18 protein-coding genes are annotated in these 20585 nt (G+C 76.1%); 11 read left to right on the forward strand and 7 right to left on the reverse strand.

The features are described 5' to 3' along the window. Nucleotides 1–20: 20 nt before the first annotated feature. From Q0848_RS10290 to Q0848_RS10305, 4 genes are all read right to left on the reverse strand, one after another. The gene (locus Q0848_RS10290; RefSeq protein WP_299037197.1) at nt 21–1226 is read right to left on the reverse strand and encodes an acetate/propionate family kinase; all 1206 of its coding nucleotides are present in this window, start codon (nt 1224–1226) and stop codon (nt 21–23) included. Then, on the reverse strand, nt 1223–3370 hold the full coding sequence (gene pta, locus Q0848_RS10295; protein ID WP_299037199.1) for a phosphate acetyltransferase: 2148 nt from the start codon (nt 3368–3370) through the stop codon (nt 1223–1225). Before pta ends, Q0848_RS10290 begins: the two co-directional genes overlap by 4 nt. Before the next feature lie 72 nt (nt 3371–3442). Then, a complete protein-coding gene (locus Q0848_RS10300; RefSeq protein ID WP_299037201.1) occupies nt 3443–4300 on the reverse strand; it encodes an NTP transferase domain-containing protein in 858 nt (285 codons plus the stop codon). Nucleotides 4301–4307: 7 nt separating this feature from the next. Next, nucleotides 4308–4862, reverse strand: a complete 555-nt coding sequence (locus Q0848_RS10305) for an NUDIX hydrolase (RefSeq protein ID WP_299037203.1) — start codon at nt 4860–4862, stop codon at nt 4308–4310. 91 nt (nt 4863–4953) lie between these two features. Here Q0848_RS10305 and Q0848_RS10310 point away from each other — a divergent pair, with 91 nt between their 5' ends. The 7 genes from Q0848_RS10310 (at nt 4954) to Q0848_RS10340 (ending at nt 13657) form a co-directional block, all read left to right on the forward strand. After that, on the forward strand, nt 4954–5442 hold the full coding sequence (locus tag Q0848_RS10310) for an NUDIX hydrolase (RefSeq protein WP_299037205.1): 489 nt from the start codon (nt 4954–4956) through the stop codon (nt 5440–5442). Between the two features lie 93 nt (nt 5443–5535). Continuing rightward, nucleotides 5536–8031, forward strand: a complete 2496-nt coding sequence (gene pcrA, locus Q0848_RS10315) for a DNA helicase PcrA (RefSeq protein ID WP_299037207.1) — start codon at nt 5536–5538, stop codon at nt 8029–8031. 157 nt (nt 8032–8188) lie between these two features. Further along, nucleotides 8189–9577: an OFA family MFS transporter gene (locus tag Q0848_RS10320; protein WP_299037209.1), complete on the forward strand. Its 1389-nt coding sequence runs from the start codon at nt 8189–8191 to the stop codon at nt 9575–9577. A gap of 16 nt (nt 9578–9593) precedes the next feature. Further along, a complete protein-coding gene (locus Q0848_RS10325; protein WP_299037211.1) occupies nt 9594–9764 on the forward strand; it encodes a hypothetical protein in 171 nt (56 codons plus the stop codon). A gap of 170 nt (nt 9765–9934) precedes the next feature. Beyond that, on the forward strand, nt 9935–11101 hold the full coding sequence (gene sucC / locus Q0848_RS10330; protein ID WP_299037213.1) for an ADP-forming succinate--CoA ligase subunit beta: 1167 nt from the start codon (nt 9935–9937) through the stop codon (nt 11099–11101). A gap of 14 nt (nt 11102–11115) precedes the next feature. Continuing rightward, nucleotides 11116–12024: a succinate--CoA ligase subunit alpha gene (sucD, locus tag Q0848_RS10335; protein WP_299037215.1), complete on the forward strand. Its 909-nt coding sequence runs from the start codon at nt 11116–11118 to the stop codon at nt 12022–12024. A gap of 217 nt (nt 12025–12241) precedes the next feature. After that, entirely contained in the window at nt 12242–13657 is a 1416-nt protein-coding gene (locus tag Q0848_RS10340) for a DUF6350 family protein (protein WP_299037217.1), read from the forward strand. A gap of 30 nt (nt 13658–13687) precedes the next feature. Here Q0848_RS10340 and Q0848_RS10345 read toward each other — a convergent pair whose 3' ends face one another. Beyond that, nucleotides 13688–14149, reverse strand: a complete 462-nt coding sequence (locus tag Q0848_RS10345) for a hypothetical protein (protein ID WP_299037219.1) — start codon at nt 14147–14149, stop codon at nt 13688–13690. 188 nt (nt 14150–14337) lie between these two features. On the opposite strand from Q0848_RS10345, the gene purN reads away from it, so the two are divergent. Genes purN through Q0848_RS10360 form a run of 3 tightly spaced genes read left to right on the forward strand, consistent with a single transcriptional unit; the run spans nt 14338 to nt 16967 of the window. Beyond that, the gene (gene purN / locus Q0848_RS10350; protein WP_299037221.1) at nt 14338–14937 is read left to right on the forward strand and encodes a phosphoribosylglycinamide formyltransferase; all 600 of its coding nucleotides are present in this window, start codon (nt 14338–14340) and stop codon (nt 14935–14937) included. Next, nucleotides 14934–16610, forward strand: coding sequence for a bifunctional phosphoribosylaminoimidazolecarboxamide formyltransferase/IMP cyclohydrolase (gene purH / locus Q0848_RS10355; RefSeq protein WP_299037222.1), 1677 nt, complete (start codon nt 14934–14936; stop codon nt 16608–16610). Before purN ends, purH begins: the two co-directional genes overlap by 4 nt. Nucleotides 16611–16613: 3 nt before the next feature. Further along, nucleotides 16614–16967, forward strand: coding sequence for a DUF3017 domain-containing protein (locus Q0848_RS10360; RefSeq protein WP_299037224.1), 354 nt, complete (start codon nt 16614–16616; stop codon nt 16965–16967). An 81-nt stretch (nt 16968–17048) separates the two neighbouring features. Here Q0848_RS10360 and Q0848_RS10365 read toward each other — a convergent pair whose 3' ends face one another. Beyond that, nucleotides 17049–18077 carry a malate dehydrogenase gene (locus Q0848_RS10365; protein ID WP_299037226.1) on the reverse strand — a complete coding sequence of 343 codons (1029 nt, stop codon included), beginning with the start codon at nt 18075–18077 and terminating at the stop codon, nt 17049–17051. A gap of 211 nt (nt 18078–18288) precedes the next feature. Here Q0848_RS10365 and Q0848_RS10370 point away from each other — a divergent pair, with 211 nt between their 5' ends. Next, nucleotides 18289–19503, forward strand: a complete 1215-nt coding sequence (locus tag Q0848_RS10370) for an NADP-dependent isocitrate dehydrogenase (RefSeq protein ID WP_299037430.1) — start codon at nt 18289–18291, stop codon at nt 19501–19503. 77 nt (nt 19504–19580) lie between these two features. Here the strand turns inward: Q0848_RS10370 and Q0848_RS10375 are convergent, their stop codons facing one another. Further along, nucleotides 19581–20570: a cation diffusion facilitator family transporter gene (locus tag Q0848_RS10375; protein ID WP_299037228.1), complete on the reverse strand. Its 990-nt coding sequence runs from the start codon at nt 20568–20570 to the stop codon at nt 19581–19583. Nucleotides 20571–20585 lie beyond the last annotated feature (15 nt).

Raw genomic sequence — 20585 nt, forward strand, 5'->3', positions numbered from 1 at the left:
CCGGGTCGTGCTGCCGGTGCTCAGGCTCCGACGACGGCGAGGGACTCGCGGGCGATCTGCAGCTCCTCGGCGGTCGGGACCACCAGCACGGTGACGGGGGACCAGTCCGGGGAGATGCGCCGGACCTCGCCCGAGCGCTCGGCGTTGCGCTGCTCGTCGAGCACGACGCCGAAGCCCTCGAGGCCGGTGAGGGCGCGCCGCCGCACCTCGCTGCTGTTCTCGCCGACGCCCGCGGTGAGCACGACGGCGTCCAGGCGCCCCATCGCGAAGGCGTAGGCGCCGAGGTAGTGGCGCACGCGGTGGGCCATGACGTCCAGGGCGAGCTCGGCGTCGGCGTCGCCGCCGGCGGCCCGCTCCACGACCTCGCGCACGTCGGAGACGCCGGCGAGGCCCTTCAGGCCGCTGCCGCGGTTGAGCAGCTGGTCGAGCTCGTCCACCGACAGCCCGCCCTCGCGCAGCAGGTGCAGCAGAGCGCCCGGGTCGACGTCGCCGGGCCGGGTGCCCATGACGAGCCCCTCCAGCGGCGTCAGCCCCATGGACGTCTCGACGCTGCGCCCGCCGAGGACGGCCGTGGCGGAGGCGCCGTTGCCCAGGTGCAGCACGACCATGGCGACCTCCTCGGCGGGCCGGCCCAGCGCCTGCGCGGCGCGCGGGACCACCGAGGCGACGGACGTGCCGTGGAAGCCGTAGCGCCGCACACCGCTGCGCTGCGCCACCTCGCGGTCGAGCGCGTACGTGTGCGCGGCCGCCGGGACGGTCGCGTGGAACGCGGTGTCGAAGACGGCGACGTGCGGGACGCCGGAGACGGCCCGGCGCGCGACCCGGATGCCCTCGAGGTTGGCGGGGTTGTGCAGCGGCGCGAGCGAGGAGAGCTCCTCGACGGCCCGCTCGAGGTCGTCGTCGACGAGGGCGGGCGCGGAGAACCTCATCCCGCCGTGCACGACGCGGTGGCCGACGGCGGTGAGGCCGGCCTCGCCGAGGTCGGGGCCGTGCTCGGCGAACGCCTGCACGACCGCCTCGAGGGCGGCGCCGTGGTCGGGCACCTCGACGTCGCGCTCGGTGCGGTCGTCCCCGCGGTCGTGGCGCAGGCGGCCGGTACCGCCCGTCCCGATGCGCTCGACGAGTCCCGCGGCGAGCGAGCGGCCACCGCCGTCGTCGCCGACCTCGACGAGCTCGTACTTCACGCTGGACGAGCCGGAGTTCAGGACGAGCACGACGCCGCTCACGCGACCTCCTCCTGCGCGGCGTGCTCGGACGCCTGCACCTGGGCCTGGACGGCCGTGATGACGACCGTGCTGACGATGTCGCGGACCAGGGCGCCGCGGGACAGGTCGTTCACCGGGCGGCGCAGCCCCTGGAGGACGGGGCCGATGGCGACGGCTCCCGCGCTGCGCTGCACCGCCTTGTAGGTCGTGTTGCCGGTGTTGAGGTCGGGGAAGACGAAGACCGTGGCGCGCCCGGCCACGGCCGAGTCGGGCAGCTTGGTGCGCGCCACCCCGACGTCGACGGCCGCGTCGTACTGGATGGGCCCCTCGACGGACAGGTCCGGGCGCTGCTCGCGCACGAGCGCCGTCGCCCGGCGCACCTTCTCCACCCCGGCGCCCGAGCCCGAGCCGCCGGTGGAGTAGCTCATCATCGCGACCCGCGGCTCCACGCCGAAGGCCGCGGCCGTGTCCGCGCTGCTGGCGGCGATGTCGGCGAGGGCGCCGGAGTCCGGGTCGGGGTTGACGGCGCAGTCGCCGTACACGAGCACCCGGTCGGGCAGGCACATGAGGAAGACGCTGGAGACGACGTCGCGCCCGGGCGCCGTCTTGATGACCTCGAAGGCCGGGCGCAGCGTCTCGGCCGTGGTGTGGACGGCGCCGGAGACCATCCCGTCGGCGTCGCCGAGGTGGACCATCAGGGTGCCGAAGCGGGTGACGTCGGTGAGCAGGTCGTGCGCCTGCTCGGGCGTCACGCCCTTGTGCGCCCGCAGCCGGGCGTACTCCTCGGCGTAGCGCCCGCGGTCCGGCGACGTGGCCGGGTCCACGACGCGGGCCCCGCCGACGTCGGCGCCGACCTCCTCGGCCAGCGCCTGGACCTCGCCCTCGGGCCCCAGGAGGACGAGGTCGACCACGCCGCCCCGCAGCAGCTCCGCGGCGGCGTGGAGGACCCGCGGCTCCAGCCCCTCCGGGAGCACGACCCGCATCCGCTGGCTGCGGGCGCGCTCGAGCAGGACGGCGGCGAACATCCGCGGCGTGACGACCTCGACCCGCGCCTCGTCCGCCAGCGCCACGAGCCGGGCGCCGTCCACGTGGGCGGCGAACAGCTCGCGGGCGGCGCGGACCTGCTCGCGCGCCCGCTCGGTGCGCCGGGAGAGCCGGCCCCGGACGGCGAGCAGGCGCGCGGCGGTCTCCACCGTCCCCAGGTCGGTGCTCACGACGGGCAGGTCGCCGTCGAGGCCCTCGAGCAGGCGCACGACGACCGGCGGCAGGGCGAAGCCGCCCGTGAGCACCACCCCGGCGAGCTGGGGGAAGGTGGCCGACGCGTGCGCCGTCACCAGGCCGAGCACGACCTCGCTGCGGTCCCCGGGGACGATGACGACGGCGCGCTCGGCGAGGTGCTCGAGGGCGTGGGGCATGGACATCGCCGCGACGACGAGGCCGCCCGCGCGGTCGTCGAGGGCGTCGTCGGCGCCCAGGACGAGGGAGGCGTCGCACGCCTCCACCAGCTCGCGGACGCCCACCGAGGTCAGCAGCGCGTCCTCGGGGAGGGCGAAGGCCGGCACCGTCGGCGGGCCGTCGCGCCGCCCGGGGGCCGAGAGGGCGGCGACGACCTGCTCCAGCTCGTCCGGCGCGGCCCGGGTGGCCACGACGCCGAGCACGCAGGCGTGCTGGGCCACCACCTCGTCGCGGGCGACGTCGGCCACGGAGCGGACCTCGCGCGGCGTGCGCCCGAGCGCCTTGACCACCAGCAGGACGGGCGTGCCCAGGTCCGCCGCCACGCGCGCGTTGAGCGCCAGCTCCGTGGGACCCGCGACGTCGGTGTAGTCGCTGCCCAGCACCATCACCGCGTCGCAGCGCGCCGCGAGGGCGCGGTAGCGGGCGACGATCTCGTCGAGCGCCGCGTCGGCGTCGGCGTGGACGTCGTCGTACCCGACGCCGACGCTGGCCGCGTACGTCTCGTCGTCGACCTCACCGCCGTCCGCGAGCTCCGACAGCAGGACGTCGAGGACGTCGTCGCGGCCGCCGTCGGCGCGCACGAGCGGGCGGAAGACGCCCACCCGCCGCGGCGCCCCGGCGTCGGCGGACCTCAGGGCCGCGAGGACCCCGAGCGCGACGGTCGACTTGCGCGTCTCACCCTCGACGGAGGCGATGTAGAGGCTTCCCACGCCTCCGACGCTAGGGGGTGGCGCGCGGCCACGCGCGGTGCGGCCCGGGCCGGGGCCCGCCCCGGGGCGCCCTCAGCCGCCGGCGCCGACGGTCAGGCGCGAGGCGGCGTCGCCCGCGCGGACGACGTCGACGAGCACCTCGTCCGCCTCCACGACGGCGCCGTCCCAGACGACCGAGCGGACGACCTCGCCGTCCACGCGCGCGCCCTCGCCCACGACGCTGCGCCCGCCCGAGGCCGCGAGGTTGGCGGCGAGGTAGCGCCGCGGCGTCCCGCAGTCGACGGCGTCCTGGTCGGTGCGGTGCAGGTCGAGCCGCCCGGCGTCGCGCTCGGGGCGCCACAGGACCTCGAGGAGGCCGCTCGGGGTCGGCGCGAGGTCGCGCACGAGCCGCCACGGCAGGGCGCACGCGCCCGCGTAGCGGACGGCGGGGCCGTCCTGGCCCGCCCGGCGCAGCGGGTCGCCGGCGCCGGACCCGGCCGGTCCCACGAGCAGGCGGCAGCGCTCGCCGTCCCACCCCTCGAGCAGGCCGTCGAGGCCGGCCGGCAGCCACGCGTCGGCGTTGGTGAGGAGGACGTCGCGCCCGTCGAGCCACTCGCGCAGCGCGCCGAGGGCCCCGGCCGTGCCGAGCGCCTCCGGCTCCTCGCGGGAGAGGTGGGCCCGCGGGGTGCCGCCGAGCCGCCCGCCCGCGCCCTCCACGAAGCCCGCGACCTGCTCCGCGCGGGCGTGCGCGTTGACGGCGAGGTGCCGGGTCGGGTCGGCCCCCGCACCGGGCAGGGCGTCGGCGAGGCGCTGCAGGGCGTGCTCGAGCAGGGGGCGCCCGCCCACGGGGCACAGCGCCTTCGGGCGCAGGTCGGTGAGCGGGCGCAGGCGCGTGCCGGCCCCGGCCGCGAGCACGACCCCCGCGGTGCTCACCGCCGGCTCGCCGCTCACGGCCTGCTCACCGGGCGGGGGAGCCCGGCAGGACCTCGCCGTCGTAGCAGCCGGGCTGCTCGGCCCGCCGCAGCAGGTCGACGATCTCGCGCGTGGAGTCGTCGGCCTCCTCGAGCGCGCCCAGGGGCAGCCAGCGGAAGCCCTTCGCCTCGCCGCCGACGTCCACCTGCGGACGCACGGACGTGCGCAGCCGGTAGATGACGTCGACCCGGCGCACGCGGGCGTTGACCTGCGTGGCCACGGGCAGCCCGACGCGCACGTGCAGCCCCGTCTCCTCCCGGACCTCGCGCGCGACGCCCTCCGCGGGGCGCTCGCCGCGGTCCAGCAGCCCGCCCGGCAGGCTCAGGCCGGCGCGGTGCGGCTGGCGCAGGAAGAGCACCTCGCCGTCGTGCTCGATCGCGACGACCGCGCCGACCGTGAACCCCGGGGTGGCGGCGCGCACGAGCCCGCGGCGGACCGGCGCCGGGAGGTGGCGGAAGACGAGCAGCAGCGCGGTGTAGCCGCGGCGGCGCAGGACCGCCGGGGACCACGGCGCGGGCGTCGCACGAGCGGGGTCGGCCATGGGATCGAGCGTAGGGGGGTCCGCGGCCGCCGGCCCGGGTGCGGTGCCGGGCCGCGGCCCCGTCCGGTGCGGCGGCGTAGCGTTCGCCGTCGTGAGCGGTGCGACGTCCCGGCAGGTCCACCACGTCGAGGGGGCGGACGCCGAGGTGCCCGTCCGGCGCCAGCGCGTCGCCGCGTACGTGCTCTGCCGCCGCGGGGACGCGGTGCTGCTCTCGCGGCTGTCGCCGGGCACCCCGCGGCCCGGGCTGTGGTCGCTGCCGGGCGGCGGGCTGGACCACGGCGAGCACCCCCGTGACGGCGCCCGCCGTGAGGCGCACGAGGAGACCGGTCTCGACGTCGTCGTCGGGGGCGTCCTCGACGTCGGCTCGACGCACTTCACCGGGCGCGCGCCCGGGGGGTCGCTCGAGGACTTCCACGGCATCTCCGTCGTCTTCGCGGGCACCTGCGACGACGAGCGCCCCCCGCGCGTCCTCGACGTCGGCGGCACGTCGGACGCCGCCGCCTGGGTGCCGCTCGCGGACGTCGCGTCGGGGGTGGTCGGCGTCACCGAGGTCGTGCGGCTGGCGCTCGCCGCGGGCTGAGGCCGCCGGCGGCGGCCGAGGGCGCCCGTCGTCCACCGAGCCGGCTGCGGGCGGCGCCCGTCGTCGGCGCCGGTGCGTAGGCTCGGACCCGCCATGAGCGCTCTCTTCGACGACCTGCCCCTGCCCGGCCTGCGACCCCGGGGCAGCGGTGCCGCCGCGGCGGGCACCGCCGCCGGCGGCGTGCGCGAGCGGCTGCTCGCGGGGCGGTCGGGCGGCGGCGCCGAGAGCGCCCAGCCGCGGACCGGGCCCGGCTCGGCGCGGGCGCTCGCCCTCCTCGAGGGGCTCAACCCGCCGCAGCGCGCGGCGGTGCTGCACTCCGGCGGCCCGCTGCTGCTCGTCGCCGGCGCCGGCTCCGGCAAGACCCGCGTGCTCACCCACCGCATCGCGCACCTGCTCGCGGCGCGGGGCGTGCGCCCGGGCGAGGTGCTCGCCATCACCTTCACCAACAAGGCGGCGGCCGAGATGCGCGAGCGCGTCGAGGCGCTCGTCGGCCCGCCCGCCCGTGCGATGTGGGTCTCCACGTTCCACTCGGCGTGCGTGCGCATCCTGCGCCGCGAGGCCCAGGCCGTGGGCCTGCGCAGCAGCTTCTCCATCTACGACTCCGCCGACAGCCAGCGGCTGATGGCGCTCGTGTGCCGCGAGCTCGACCTCGACCCCAAGCGCCACCCGCCGCGGTCCTTCACCTCGCAGGTGTCGAACCTCAAGAACGAGCTCGTCGACGACGAGACCTACGCCGCGCGGGTCGCCGCGGAGGGCACGCCCGCGGAGAAGGTGCTGGCGGACGCCTACCGGCTCTACACGGCGCGGCTGCGGCAGGCCAACGCGCTCGACTTCGACGACATCATCATGCTCACGGTCAACGTGCTGCAGGCCTTCCCCGACGTCGCGCAGTCCTACCGCCGGCGGTTCCGGCACGTGCTCGTGGACGAGTACCAGGACACCAACCACGCCCAGTACGTGCTCGTGCGCGAGCTCGTCGGCGGCGCGGTGCACGGGGCGGACGCCGAGCGGTCGGGGGACGGCAGCGGGCGGGGCAGCGGGGACGGGAGCGACGCCGCGCTGCCGCCCTCGGAGCTGACGGTCGTCGGCGACGCCGACCAGTCCATCTACGCCTTCCGCGGCGCCTCGATCCGCAACATCGAGGAGTTCGAGAGCGACTACCCGGACGCGACGACGATCCTGCTCGAGCAGAACTACCGCTCCACCCAGACGATCCTCACCGCGGCGAACACCGTCATCGCCCGCAACCCCGACCGCCGGCCCAAGAACCTCTGGACGGCCGCGGGCCAGGGCGAGCCCGTCGTCGGCTACGTCGCGGACACCGAGCACGACGAGGCCGCCTTCATCGCCGAGGAGGTCGACCGCCTGCACGACGAGGCGGCCGTCCGCTACGGCGACGTGGCCGTCTTCTACCGGACGAACGCCCAGTCCCGGGCGCTCGAGGAGGTCCTGGTCCGCACCGGCGTGCCCTACAAGGTCGTCGGCGGCACCCGGTTCTACGAGCGCCGCGAGGTCAAGGACGCCCTGGCCTACCTGCGGGTGCTCGCCAACCCGACCGACACCGTGAACCTGCGGCGCATCCTCAACGTGCCCAAGCGCGGCATCGGCGAGCGCGCCGAGGCGTGCCTCGCCGTGCTCGCCGAGCGCGAGCGCATCCCGTTCGCGGCCGCGCTCGGCCTGGCCGAGGACGCGCCCGGCCTCGCGACGCGCAGCCTCACGGCGGTCACGCGCTTCCGCGAGCTGCTCGAGGAGCTGCGCACGGTCGTCGAGGCGGGCGCCGGGCCGGCGGCCGTCCTCGAGGCGGTGCTCGACCGCACCGGCTACGTGGACGAGCTGCGCCGCAGCGGCGACCCGCAGGACGAGTCGCGCGTGGAGAACCTCGCCGAGCTCGTCGCGGTGGCGGGGGAGTACGAGACGGCCAACCCCGAGGGGAGTCTCGGGGACTTCCTCGAGCAGGTCTCGCTCGTGGCCGACGCCGACGAGATCCCCGACGAGCCGGGCGACGGCGCGCACCCCGACGACGTCGCCGCGGCGCGCGAGGCCGCCGCGCAGGGCGTCGTCACGCTCATGACGCTGCACACGGCCAAGGGGCTGGAGTTCCCGGTCGTCTTCCTCACGGGCATGGAGGAGGGGGTCTTCCCCCACCAGCGCTCGCTGGCGGACCCGACCGAGCTGGCCGAGGAGCGCCGGCTCGCCTACGTCGGCCTCACCCGGGCGCGCCACCGCCTCTACGTCTCGCGCGCCGCCGTGCGGACCGCGTGGGGCCAGCCCCAGTACAACCCCGCGAGCAGGTTCCTCGACGACGTCCCGCCCGACCTGCTGCAGTGGCGCCGCGGCGCCTCGAGCGCGGTCGCGCCGTCCTCGACGCCCGCGGTGGCGCGCCTGGCCCAGCGCCCCGGCGTCCGCTCGCCCGGCAACCGCGAGGTGATCCACCTCGAGGGCGGGGACCGCGTGACCCACGACGCCTTCGGTCTCGGCACGGTCGTCCGCGTCGACGGCAGCGGGGACAAGGCCGTGGCGCACGTCGACTTCGGCGACCAGGGCGTCAAGCGGCTCCTCCTGCGGTACGCGCCCGTCGAGAAGCTCTGACCCGCCGGGCGCGCGGTGCACCCGACCGGGTTGCGGGTCGGTCACGCCGCGAGCCCGGCGGCGCGGTGCGCGCGGATGCTCTTTCAGAGTTGTACCGTCCCGGGCGGCGCCGCCACCCCCGAGGAGGCGCTCAGACCGACGAAGGAGAACCCCGTCCATGGCCAGCTTCCTCGACAGGTCCCGCACCGTCGCGGGACCGGGGTACTCCCGGTGGCTCATCCCGCCCGCCGCGCTCGCCGTCCACCTGTCCATCGGGCAGGTCTACGCGACGAGCGTCTACAAGACCTCCCTGGTCGAGCACTTCGGCACGAGCCAGACGGCGATCGGCGTCATCTTCTCCATCGCCATCGTCATGCTCGGCCTGTCGGCCGCGGTGCTGGGCAAGTGGGTCGACCACGGCGGTCCCCGCAAGGCCATGTTCACCGCGGCGATGTTCTGGGCGGCCGGCTTCTTCGTGGCCGCGCTCGGCATCTCCACGACCCAGCTGTGGCTGGTCTACCTCGGCTACGGCGTCCTCGGCGGCATCGGGCTCGGCATCGGGTACATCTCCCCGGTCTCGACGCTCATCAAGTGGTTCCCGGACCGCCCGGGCCTGGCGACCGGCATGGCGATCATGGGCTTCGGCGGCGGCGCGCTCATCGCGAGCCCGCTGTCCAACCAGCTCCTGCGCGCCTACGACCCGGGCTTCGACGGCGCCGCGGGCTCCGTCGCGGACGGCTCCGCCGTCGCGTCGCTGTTCGTCACCCTGGGCGTCGTCTACCTGGTCGCGATGCTCTACGGGGCCGCCACCATCCGCGTCGCGCCGCCGGACTACCGGCCCGCGGGCTGGGACCCCTCGACCCGCACGACGAACGCCATGGTCACGACGGCGGCCGTCTCGGCGGGCAACGCCATCAGGACGCCTCAGTTCTGGCTGCTGTGGGTGGTCCTCTTCTGCAACGTCACCGCCGGCATCGGCATCCTCGAGCAGGCGTCGCCCATGATCCAGGACTTCTTCCGCGACGGCGGCTCCTCCGCGGTCTCCGTCGTGGCGGCCGGCGGCTTCGTCGGGCTCCTGTCGCTGGGCAACATGGGTGGCCGCTTCGTGTGGTCCTCGACCTCCGACGTCGTCGGCCGCAAGCGCATCTACATGGTCTACCTGGGCGTCGGGGCCGTGCTGTACGTCCTGCTCGCGCTCGTGGGCCAGAGCGCCACCGCCCTCTTCGTGCTCCTGGCCTTCGTCATCCTGTCCTTCTACGGGGGCGGCTTCGCGACGATGCCCGCGTACCTGCGCGACCTGTTCGGCACCTACGAGGTCGGGGCCATCCACGGCCGCGTCCTGACGGCGTGGTCGGCGGCCGGGGTCGCCGGGCCGCTCATCGTCAACGGCTTCCTCGACGCGCGGGGCACGCCCGGCGAGCTCGTCGCCGCGGACTACCGCCCGGCGCTGCTCACGATGGTCGGCCTGCTCGTGGTCGGCTTCGTCGCCAACCTGCTCATCAAGCCCGTGGCCGAGCGCTTCCACGAGCCCTCCGACAAGACCGCCGCTCCCGCGGCCGGTCGCTGACCACGAGGAGACAGGCATGTCCCACACCGCCGCCGCCGGCCCCGAGGACACCGCGGGCGGTCGCAGCGACCCCTCCGCGGGCGTCCAGAAGATGCTCCTCGGGGTCGGGTGGACGCTCGTCAGCGTCCCGCTCCTGTACGGCCTGGTCCAGACCCTGCGTCGCGTCGTGACGCTCTTCACGGGCTGACCCCGCACGACCCCGGCGCCGAGAGGGCCGCACCCGACCGGGTGCGGCCCTCTCGCGCGTCGCGGGTCGCCGCGCGCGGGGCTCCGGGACGAGCGCGGGGGCGGGCGCCGCTAGGGTCGCGGCCGTGCGCCGCCGACCGGCGGCGCGAGAACCCGAGGTGAGGATCACTGGTGGACCTCTTCGAGTACCAGGCCCGGGACGTCTTCGAGCGGCACGGCGTCCCCGTGCTGCGCGGGGTCGTCGCGACGACGCCGCAGGAGGCGCGCGACGCGGCGGAGCAGCTGGGGGGCGGCGTGGTCGTCGTCAAGGCCCAGGTGAAGACGGGCGGCCGCGGCAAGGCCGGTGGCGTCAAGGTGGCCAAGGGGCCCGAGGAGGCCCAGGCGCACGCCGAGGCGATCCTCGGCATGGACATCAAGGGCCACACCGTGCACCGCGTGATGGTTGCCGAGGGCGCCTCCATCGCCGAGGAGTACTACTTCTCGATCCTGCTCGACCGCTCCGAGCGCCGCTACCTGGCCATGGCCTCCGTCGAGGGCGGGGTCGAGATCGAGCAGCTGGCCGTGGAGCGCCCGGAGGCCCTGGCGCGCGTGGCCGTGGACCCGCGCACCGGCGTCGACCGCGCCAAGGCCGAGGAGATCGCCGACGCCGCGGGCTTCGGCGCCGACGTCCGCGAGCAGGCCGTCGAGGCGTTCCAGAAGCTGTGGACCGTCTACCGCGAGGAGGACGCCACGCTCGTCGAGGTCAACCCGCTCGTGCGCACGGAGAGCGGCGACGTCATCGCCCTCGACGGCAAGGTGACGCTGGACGAGAACGCCGCCTTCCGCCACGAGGACCACGCGCAGCTCGAGGACGCCGAGGCGGCCGACCCCCTCGAGGCGAAGGCGAAGGCCAAGGGCCTCAACTACGTCAAGCTCGACGGCGAGGTCGGCATCATCGGCAACGGCGCGGGGCTCGTCATGAGCACCCTCGACGTCGTCGCCTACGCGGGGGAGGCGCACGGCGTGAAGCCGGCGAACTTCCTCGACATCGGCGGCGGCGCCTCGGCGCAGGTCATGGCCGACGGCCTCGACGTCATCCTCGGCGACGACCAGGTGCGCAGCGTGTTCGTCAACGTGTTCGGCGGCATCACGTCCTGCGACGCGGTGGCCAACGGCATCGTCTCGGCGCTGCAGATGCTCGGCGACTCCGCGACCAAGCCCCTCGTCGTCCGCCTGGACGGCAACAACGTCGTCGAGGGCCGGCGCATCCTCGACGAGGCGGCCCACCCGCTCGTGACCCTCGTCGACACCATGGACGGGGCCGCCGCGAAGGCGGCCGAGCTCGCGGCTGCGAAGTAAGGACGGACGAGAACATGGCGATCTTCCTCGACGACAGCAGCAAGGTCATCGTCCAGGGCATGACCGGCTCCGAGGGCACCAAGCACACGACGCGGATGCTGGCCTCCGGCACCCAGGTCGTGGGTGGAGTGAACCCCCGCAAGGCGGGCACCTCGCAGGACTTCTCCTTCACCACGGTCGACGGCGAGCAGAGCAGCGCCTCGGTGCCGGTCTTCGGCTCCGTGGCCGAGGCGATGGCCGAGACCGGCGCGAACACCTCCGTGCTGTTCGTGCCGCCGGCCTTCACGCGCGCCGCGGTGGTGGAGGCGGTGGACGCCGGCATCCCGCTGGCCATCGTCATCACCGAGGGCGTGCCGGTGAAGGACACGGCCGAGTTCTACGCGTACGCGGCCGAGAAGGGCACGACGCGCCTCGTCGGGCCGAACTGCCCCGGGGTCATCAGCCCCGGCAAGGCCAACGCGGGCATCATCCCCGCCGACATCACGGGCCCCGGCCGCATCGGTCTCGTCTCGAAGTCCGGGACGCTGACGTACCAGATGATGTACGAGCTGCGGGACCTCGGCTTCTCCACGGCCGTCGGCATCGGCGGCGACCCGGTCGTCGGGACGACGCACATCGACGCGCTCGCGGCCTTCGAGGCCGACCCCGAGACCGACGCCGTCGTGATGATCGGCGAGATCGGCGGCGACGCCGAGGAGCGCGCGGCGGCCTACATCGCCGAGCACGTCACCAAGCCCGTCGTGGGCTACGTGGCGGGCTTCACGGCGCCGGAGGGCAAGACCATGGGCCACGCCGGCGCCATCGTCTCCGGCTCCGCCGGGACGGCGCAGGCCAAGAAGGAGGCCCTCGAGGCCGCCGGCGTCAAGGTGGGCAAGACCCCCTCGGAGACCGCGCGGCTCCTGCGCGAGGTCCTGCCGGGCTGACGCCCCGCGGGGGCGACCCGCCCGCCACGAGCACCCGTCGCAGGACCGCACCGGTCCCGCGGCGGGTGCTCGTGCGCGCGGGCCCGGACGACGCACCCGAACCCGCCCTCGGACGACGTGCGGAGGCGACGCGCCCGGACGACGAGGCACCGGGCGGGACCCGGCGTCACGGCGTGGCGGGACCGGCGCCGTCGCGCCGGGGGAGACCATGAGGGCGATGAGCACGCCGACCGCCCCGCCGCAGGACCTCCCCGACCCGGCCTCCCCGGCGCCCGAGGACGGCGGCCCGGGCTCGCCGCGGGGCAGCGCCCTGCTCAGCTCGCCCCTGCTCATCGGGCTGCTCGCGGGGGCGCAGGCCGTCCTCGGGTCGCTGCTCTGCGTCGTCGCACCCGTGATGGCGGTCTGGCTGGTCGCCTCCCAGACCGGCGCCACGTGGGACGGGGCCCTGCGGGTCGCCGCCGACGGGTGGCTGCTCGCCCACGGCGCCGCCCTCGCCGTGCCGGGCGGCCGGCTGGCCCTGTGGCCCCTCGGCCTCGCCCTCCTGCCGGTGGTGTGGTGCGTCTCCGCCGGTCGGCGCACGGCTGTGGCGCTGGAGGAGACGCACCCGGCGGCGCGAGCCCCGCGCGAGGGCCTCGACAGCGCGCTGCTGGCCGCCCTGGCGGGCATCGCGGGCTCCTACGTGGTCCTCGCGACGGTGGTCGCGCTCGTCGCGGGCTCCTCGGTGGTGCGCCCCGGGCTGGGCTCCACGGCGCTGGGGGCGCTGCTGGTGGCCGGGGGCTCCGCCGGCGCGGCCATGGCCGGGGCGAGGCTGCGCCTGGCCGCCGGCGGTCCGCGCCGGCTCGGCGCCGCCCCGCGGCCGCGGCCGCTGGGGACGGCTCTGGCGGACCTCCTGCGGGTGCCCGCCCCGGCGAGGCCCGCGCTGCGCGCCGGGGGGCGGTCGCTGCTGTGGTGCCTCGTGGGCGCCGCCGCCTGCCTCGCGGTCTCGCTCGCGGCCGGCGCCTCGCAGGTGGCGGACCTCCACCGCGCCCTCGACGCCGGGGTGGTCGGCGGCGTCGTCCTCGTGCTCGGGCAGCTGCTGCTCCTGCCGACGGCGCTGGTCTGGGCGCTCGCGTGGACGGCGGGGCCGGGCTTCGCGGTCGGAGCCGGCACCTCCGTCAGCCCCGGGGCCACCGAGCTCGGGCTGCTGCCCGCCCTGCCCCTGCTGGGGGGGCTCCCGCAGCAGGGGACCGGCGGCGGCTGGCTCTGGGTGGTGCTGCTCCTGCCGGTGGCCGCCGGCGCCGTCGCCTCCGCCCGGCTGCGCCTGCTCGAGCCCCTGCGCGGGCCCTCGCCGACCGGGGACGGCGACGACGACGCGCCGTCGTCGACCCGTCGTCGGGCCGTCCTCGAGCTGCGCCGCCGGTGGGCGCCGGCCGCGGTCCGGGCGCTGGGCGTCGGGGCCGTCGCCGGCGCCGGCGCCGGCCTGCTGGCCGCGCTCTCCTCGGGACCGGTGGGCCCCGGCGCGCTCGCCGAGGTGGGGCCCGTGTGGTGGCAGGTGGCGGGCTGCGTCGGCGGCCTGGTCGCCCTCGGGTCCGCGCTCGTGCTCCTGGTGCCCGCGGGGGCGGGACGGGCGTCGCTGCGGCTCCTGCGGCGCTGAGGGCGCTGCCGGGGGCCCCCGCAGCGGGCCTCAGCCCCCGGCGAGCTGGGTCAGCTCGTCGGCCCAGCGGGTGATGCCGTCGGTGAACTCGTTCTGGCACTGCGTGCGGGCCCCGTCCGTGACGGCGCCCGACAGGCACTCCCGGAGCTCCTCCTGGACGGGCCAGACGAGGAGGGCCGCCGCCTGGGACAGCAGCACGAACAGGGCCAGCACCAGACCTCCCACGAGCACCGCCGCGGTGCCGCGCCGACGGGCGCGCAGGGCGGCCGCGAGGCCGAGGCCCCCGACGACGAGCGCGGCGACGGTGAACAGGAGGCCGACGGCCGACCAGGGGAAGGGCAGCCGCGCCGCCAGCAGCGCGCCCAGCAGCAGCAGGGAGAACAGGAGCGAGTGCCGAGCCGCCTCGCGCGCGGTCTCCTCGTCGCGGGAGCCGGGGGGCTCGCCCGGCCCCCCGGCCGTGCGGCGGGGCGGTGTGCTGCCGGGGGCGGCCACGGGGTCCTCCTGGGCTCGACGCGCGCCGGCGGGCACCGGGCGTGCCGCTATGGTCTCCGACCGTGACGGCTGGCGGGACGGCGACCCCGGGGGCGCCGCCGGACGCCTCCTCCTCGGCGCCCGCGCCCGGAGCGCGACCCTCGACGAGCGGTCGGCCCGGGGCCCGGGCAGCGGGTCCTGCCCGCGTCGTGGTGCTGGTCTCCGGCACGGGCACGAACCTGGGCGCACTGCTGGAGGCCTCCGCCGACGGCCGCTGGGGCGCCGCGGTCGTGGGCGTGGTCTCCGACCGCGCCGACGCCCCCGCCCTGCAGCGCGCCCGGGACGCCGGGCTGCCGGCCGAGGTCGTCGCCCTGCGCGACCACCCCGACCGCGCCGCCTGGGACGCCGCGCTGACCGAGGCGGTCGTGGCCCTGGCGCCCGACCTCGTCGTGCTCGCGGGCTTCATGCGGCTCGTCGGGCCGACGTTCCTCGGCCGCCTCGGCGGTCGCGTCGTCAACACCCATCCCGCGCTCTCGCCGTCCTTCCCCGGCACCCGCGCGCCGGCCGACGCCCTGGCCTACGGCGTGAAGGTCACCGGCGCCACCGTGCTGCTCGTCGACGAGGGCGTGGACACCGGGGCCGTGCTGGCCCAGGTCACCGTGCCCGTGCACGACGACGACGACGTCGAGGCGCTGCACGAGCGCATCAAGTCCGCCGAGCGGCCGCTGCTCGTGGACGTCGTCGGCCGGATGGCCCGCGGCGGCTGGTCCACCTCGCCCGACAACCCCCGGAAGGTGCTTCTCCCGTGACCTCTGCCACCCCGACCCCCCAGCCCGGCGACGGCGTGCGCCCGCTGCGTCGCGCCCTCGTCTCCGTGTGGGACAAGTCGGGCCTGGAGGAGCTCGCGCGCGGCCTGCACGGCGCCGGGGTCGAGATCGTCTCGACCGGGTCGACGGCCGCGCGCATCGCCGGTGCCGGCGTGCCCGTCACGGCGGTGGAGGAGCTCACCGGGTTCCCCGAGTGCCTGGACGGGCGCGTGAAGACGCTGCACCCGCGCGTGCACGCCGGGATCCTGGCCGACCGGCGGCGTCCCGAGCACGAGGCCCAGCTGGCCGACCTCGGCGTGGAGCCGTTCGACCTCGTCGTCGTGAACCTCTACCCCTTCGAGCAGACCGTCGCCAGCGGCGCGGGCGTGGACGAGTGCGTGGAGCAGATCGACATCGGCGGGCCGTCGATGGTCCGGGCGGCCGCCAAGAACCACCCGAGCGTGGCCGTCGTCACCTCGCCGGACGCCTACGAGCAGGTGCTCGCCGCGGCCGCGGGCGGGGGCTTCGACCTGGCCGCCAGGGCGCGCCTGGCCGCGCGCGCCTTCGCGGCCACCGCCGCCTACGACGCCGCCGTCGCGGCCTGGACGCAGACGGTCCTCGTGCCGGCGACGTCCGGCGCCGCGGGCGACGACGCGGCCCCGGCCGCGCCCTCCGACGCGGCGCCCGCCGCCACCGGCCCGGGGGCCCCCGGCGCAGCGGCCGAGCCGCCCGCCCGGCTCGAGCTCGCCTGGTCGCGGGCGGCGGTCCTGCGCTACGGCGAGAACCCGCACCAGAGCGCGGCGCTGTACCGGCCCGAGGGGGAGCCCGTGGCCGGGCTCGCCGGGGCCGAGCAGCTGCACGGCAAGGAGATGAGCTTCAACAACTGGACGGACGGCGACGCGGCCTGGCGCGCCGCCCACGACCACCACGACCCCTGCGTCGCGATCATCAAGCACGCCAACCCCTGCGGCATCGCCGTCGCCGACGACGTCGCCACCGCCCACCGCGCCGCCCACGCGTGCGACCCCGTGTCGGCCTTCGGCGGCGTCATCGCCGTCAACCGCCCCGTGACCGCCGCGATGGCCGAGCAGGTGGCCGAGGTCTTCACCGAGGTCGTCGTGGCCCCGGCGTTCGACGACGACGCGCTCGAGGTGCTCACCCGCAAGAAGAACGTGCGGCTGCTGCGGGCTCCGGCGCCGAGCGCCGGTGAGCGGCTCGAGCTGAAGCCCGTGGACGGGGGGCTGCTCGTGCAGACGGCCGACCGCCTGCAGGCCGCCGGGGATGACCCGCGGACGTGGACGCTCGCGACCGGCGCGCCCGTCGCGGACGAGATCCTGGCCGACCTGGCGTTCGCCTGGCGCGCGGTCCGCGCGGTGCGCTCCAACGCGATCCTGCTGGCGGACGGGCGCGCCACGACCGGCGTCGGCATGGGCCAGGTCAACCGCGTGGACTCCGCGCGCCTGGCGGTGGCGCGGGCGGGGGACCGCGCCGCGGGCTCCGTGGCCGCCTCGGACGCCTTCTTCCCCTTCGCCGACGGCCTGCAGGTGCTCCTCGACGCCGGCGTGCGCGCGGTCGTCCAGCCCGGCGGCTCGGTGCGCGACGAGGAGGTCGTCGCGGCGGCGACCGCGGCCGGGGCGGCGATGTACCTCACGGGCACGCGCCACTTCACCCACTGACGCGTGGCCGACGAGCAGCCCCGGCCGGGCCCGCGCGAGCGCGAGCGCGAGGAGGGGCCGGACGTGGAGGTGGACCTGCGCGCCCGTCGGCGGCACGGGACGGCGGTGCTCGTGCTGGTGGCGGCGGTCGTGGCCGCCGCGGTGCTGGCCGGCCCGCTCCTGGGCTTCCGCGCGACGGGGCTGGTCCTGGGGGCCGGGCTGGTGGCCGTCGCCGCCGTCCGGCTGCTCGGCTCCACCCGGCTCGCCGGGCCCCTGGCCGTGCGCTCGCGGTCCGTGGACGCCGCGGTCGCGCTGGTGCTCGCGGCGGCGCTCGTCGTGCTCTCGCTCACCACGCCGGGAGCCGACGCCCTGCCCTGAGGGCGCTCCCCCGACGAGGACGGCCCCCCGTCCGGCGCCGCGAGGACGCCGGGCGGGGGGCCGCCGCAGCTCGAGCCCGGATCAGCCGAGCAGGCCCATGCCCTGCACGGCGTCGCGCTCCTCGGCCAGCTCGGCCACGGAGGCGTCGATGCGGCTCCGGGAGAAGTCGTCGACCTCCAGGCCCTGGACGATCTCCCAGGAGCCGTCGCGCGTGGTCACCGGGAAGCTCGAGACCAGGCCCTCGGGGACGCCGTAGGAGCCGTCCGAGCGCACGGCCATGGAGGTCCAGCCGCCGTCGGCGGTGCCGGTCAGCCACGTGCGCACGTGGTCGATGGCCGCGTTGGCCGCCGAGGCCGCGGAGGACGAGCCCCGGGCCTCGATGATGGCGGCGCCGCGCTTCTGCACCGTCGGGATGAAGTCGGACTCGACCCAGGACTGCTCCACGACGTCCAGGGCGGGGCGCCCGCCCACGGTCGCGTGGGTGAGGTCGGGGTACTGGGTCGCGGAGTGGTTGCCCCAGATGGCGAGCCGGGAGACGTCGGGCACGCCCGCGCCCGCCTTCTGCGCCAGCTGCGCGACGGCCCGGTTGTGGTCGAGGCGCGTCATGGCCGAGAAGCGTTCGGCGGGGACGCCCGCCGCGTTGTTCATGGCGATGAGGCAGTTCGTGTTGGCCGGGTTGCCGACGACGAGGACGCGCAGGTCGTCGGCCGCCGACTCGGCCAGCGCCCGGCCCTGGCCGGTGAAGATGGCGCCGTTGGCCTCGAGGAGGTCGCCGCGCTCCATGCCCTTGGTGCGGGGGCGGGAGCCGACGAGCATCGCGACGCTGGCGCCGTCGAAGGCGGTCGCCGCGTCGTCGGAGATGTCGACGCTCTGCAGCAGCGGGAAGGCGCAGTCGTCGAGCTCCATCGCGACGCCCTGGGCCGCGCCGAGGGCGGGGGTGATCTCGAGGATGCGCAGCCGCACGGGGACGTCGGGCCCCAGGAGCGCGCCGCTCGCGATGCGGAACAGCAGGCTGTAGCAGATCTGCCCGGCGCCGCCGGTGACGGCGACGGTGACGGGGGAGCGGCCGGAGCTCCCGGTCGCGGTGGTCTGCGAGGTGCTGGAGGTCACGCTGCACTCCTTCGTGCCCGGACCGCGCGGGCGCCGGGTCTCGTGGTGGGGACGGGGCTGCCTGCGCCCTCCCGCGACGGTATCGGCCCCGCCGCGGGCGTGCGGCGCGACGCGGGGCCCCGCGCCGCGGCGCGCGCCCCGCCCCCTCGGCCGCGCGGCCCGGTAGTTTGACGTCGAGACAGTGACCGCTCGCGACGAGGAGAGCTACCGCATGGCCAAGATCAAGGTCGAGGGGACCGTCGTCGAGCTCGACGGCGACGAGATGACGCGGATCATCTGGCAGTTCATCAAGGACCGCCTGATCCACCCGTACCTCGACGTGGACCTCGAGTACTACGACCTCGGCATGGAGCACCGCGACGCCACCGACGACCAGGTGACGGTCGACGCGGCGCACGCCATCCAGAAGCACGGGGTGGGCGTCAAGTGCGCCACCATCACCCCCGACGAGGAGCGGGTCGAGGAGTTCGGCCTCAAGAAGATGTGGCGCTCGCCCAACGGGACGATCCGCAACATCCTCGGCGGCGTCATCTTCCGCGAGCCGATCGTCATCTCCAACATCCCGCGCCTCGTGCCGGGCTGGACCAAGCCGATCATCGTGGGCCGTCACGCCTTCGGGGACCAGTACCGCGCCACCGACTTCCGCTTCCCGGGCGAGGGGACGCTGACGGTCTCCTTCACGCCGGCCGACGGCTCCGAGCCCATCGAGCACGAGGTCTTCCAGGCCCCCGGCGCGGGCGTCGCGGTGGCGATGTACAACCTCGACGACTCGATCCGCGACTTCGCGCGCAGCTCGCTCAACTACGGGCTCGGCCGCGGCTACCCGGTGTACCTGTCGACGAAGAACACGATCATGAAGGCCTACGACGGGCGCTTCAAGGACATCTTCGCCGAGGTCTTCGAGGCCGAGTTCAAGGAGAAGTTCGCCGAGGCGGGCATCACCTACGAGCACCGCCTCATCGACGACATGGTCGCCGCGTCCCTCAAGTGGGAGGGCGGCTACGTCTGGGCCTGCAAGAACTACGACGGCGACGTGCAGTCCGACACCGTCGCGCAGGGCTTCGGCTCGCTCGGCCTCATGACGTCGGTGCTGACCTCGCCCGACGGGCGCACCGTCGAGGCCGAGGCGGCGCACGGCACCGTCACGCGGCACTACCGCCAGCACCAGGCGGGCAAGCCGACCTCGACCAACCCGATCGCGTCGATCTACGCCTGGACGCGTGGCCTCGCCCACCGCGGGCGCCTGGACGGCACCCCCGAGGTCACCGAGTTCGCGGAGACCCTCGAGGACGTCGTCATCAAGACCGTCGAGAGCGGCAAGATGACCAAGGACCTCGCGATGCTCGTCGGCCCCGACCAGGGCTGGCTGACCACCGAGGAGTTCCTCGCGGCGCTGGACGAGAACCTCTCCGCGCGCCTGGGCTGACCGCTCCTGCACCACGACGAGGGCCCGTCACCGCGACCGCGGTGGCGGGCCCTCGTCGTGCTCGGCGCCCCGGGGGCTCAGGTCGGCGGTGCGGGGTGCGAGCCCTTCCGCAGGTCCGGCTCGAGGTAGATGACGCGGGCGATGGGCACGGCCTCCCGCACCCGCCGCTCCGCGGCGTCGATGGCGTGCGCCACCTCCTCCGCGGTGCTCGCGCCCGGGACGGCGATCTTCGCGCCGACGAGCAGCTCCTCGGGCCCGAGGTGCAGCGTGCGCAGGTGGATGATGCTGCGCACGCCCTCGCCGGGGAGCGCGGCCTCGATGGCTCGCACCTGCGCCGGCGTCGCGCCCTCGCCGACCAGGAGGGACTTCATCTCGACCGCCAGGACGACGGCGACGGCGGTCAGCAGGAGCCCGATGCCCCCGGTGCCGGCGGCGTCCCAGCGGCCGTCCCCGGTCAGGAGCGTGAGCCCGACGCCACCCAGGGCGAGTACCAGGCCGACCAGGGCCGCTGAGTCCTCGAGCAGCACGACGGGCAGCTCCGGCGCCCGCGCGGTGCGGATGAACCGGGGGAGGCTCTGGGCCCCCCGGACCTCGTCCGCCTCGCGCACGGCGGTCCGCAGGCTGAGGGACTCCATCACCAGAGCCGCGACGAGGACGACGACGGGGACCCAGCGCCAGGAGGTGATCGGCTCCGGGTCGTGGAACTTCTCGTAGGCCTCGTACAGGGCGAACAGCCCGCCGACGCTGAAGAGGACGACGGCGACGACGAAGCCGTAGACGTAGCGCTCGCGGCCGAAGCCGAACGGGTGCTCCGGGGTGGCCGACCGCCGGGACCGCTTCCCCCCGACGAGGAGCAGCACCTGGTTGCCCGAGTCGGCGAGGGAGTGGATGGACTCGGCGAGCATCGCCGAGGAGCCGGTCAGCAGGTAGGCGAGGAACTTGGTCGCCGCGATGCCGAGGTTGGCCGCCAGGGCGGCGAGGATCGCGGTGCGCGATCCCGAGTGGCCACCGCCGCCGTCGGAGGGCGCTGCCTGGCCCGCCGAACTGGTTGCCTGAGGTGTCGTCATGGTCCTGAGGGGAGC

The sequence above is a fragment of the uncultured Pseudokineococcus sp. genome (assembly GCF_947495735.1).
GTDB lineage: Bacteria > Actinomycetota > Actinomycetes > Actinomycetales > Quadrisphaeraceae > Pseudokineococcus.

Excerpts from the sequence above, each read along its gene's own strand:
- Q0848_RS10305 (WP_299037203.1), bottom strand. The coding sequence starts at position 4,862 with ATGGCCGACCCCGCTCGTGCGACGCCCGCGCCGTGGTCCCCGGCGGTC.
- pcrA (WP_299037207.1), top strand. The coding sequence starts at position 5,536 with ATGAGCGCTCTCTTCGACGACCTGCCCCTGCCCGGCCTGCGACCCCGG.
- Q0848_RS10320 (WP_299037209.1), top strand. The coding sequence starts at position 8,189 with ATGGCCAGCTTCCTCGACAGGTCCCGCACCGTCGCGGGACCGGGGTAC.
- Q0848_RS10325 (WP_299037211.1), top strand. The coding sequence starts at position 9,594 with ATGTCCCACACCGCCGCCGCCGGCCCCGAGGACACCGCGGGCGGTCGC.
- sucD (WP_299037215.1), top strand. The coding sequence starts at position 11,116 with ATGGCGATCTTCCTCGACGACAGCAGCAAGGTCATCGTCCAGGGCATG.
- Q0848_RS10340 (WP_299037217.1), top strand. The coding sequence starts at position 12,242 with ATGAGCACGCCGACCGCCCCGCCGCAGGACCTCCCCGACCCGGCCTCC.
- Q0848_RS10370 (WP_299037430.1), top strand. The coding sequence starts at position 18,289 with ATGGCCAAGATCAAGGTCGAGGGGACCGTCGTCGAGCTCGACGGCGAC.
- Q0848_RS10375 (WP_299037228.1), bottom strand. The coding sequence starts at position 20,570 with ATGACGACACCTCAGGCAACCAGTTCGGCGGGCCAGGCAGCGCCCTCC.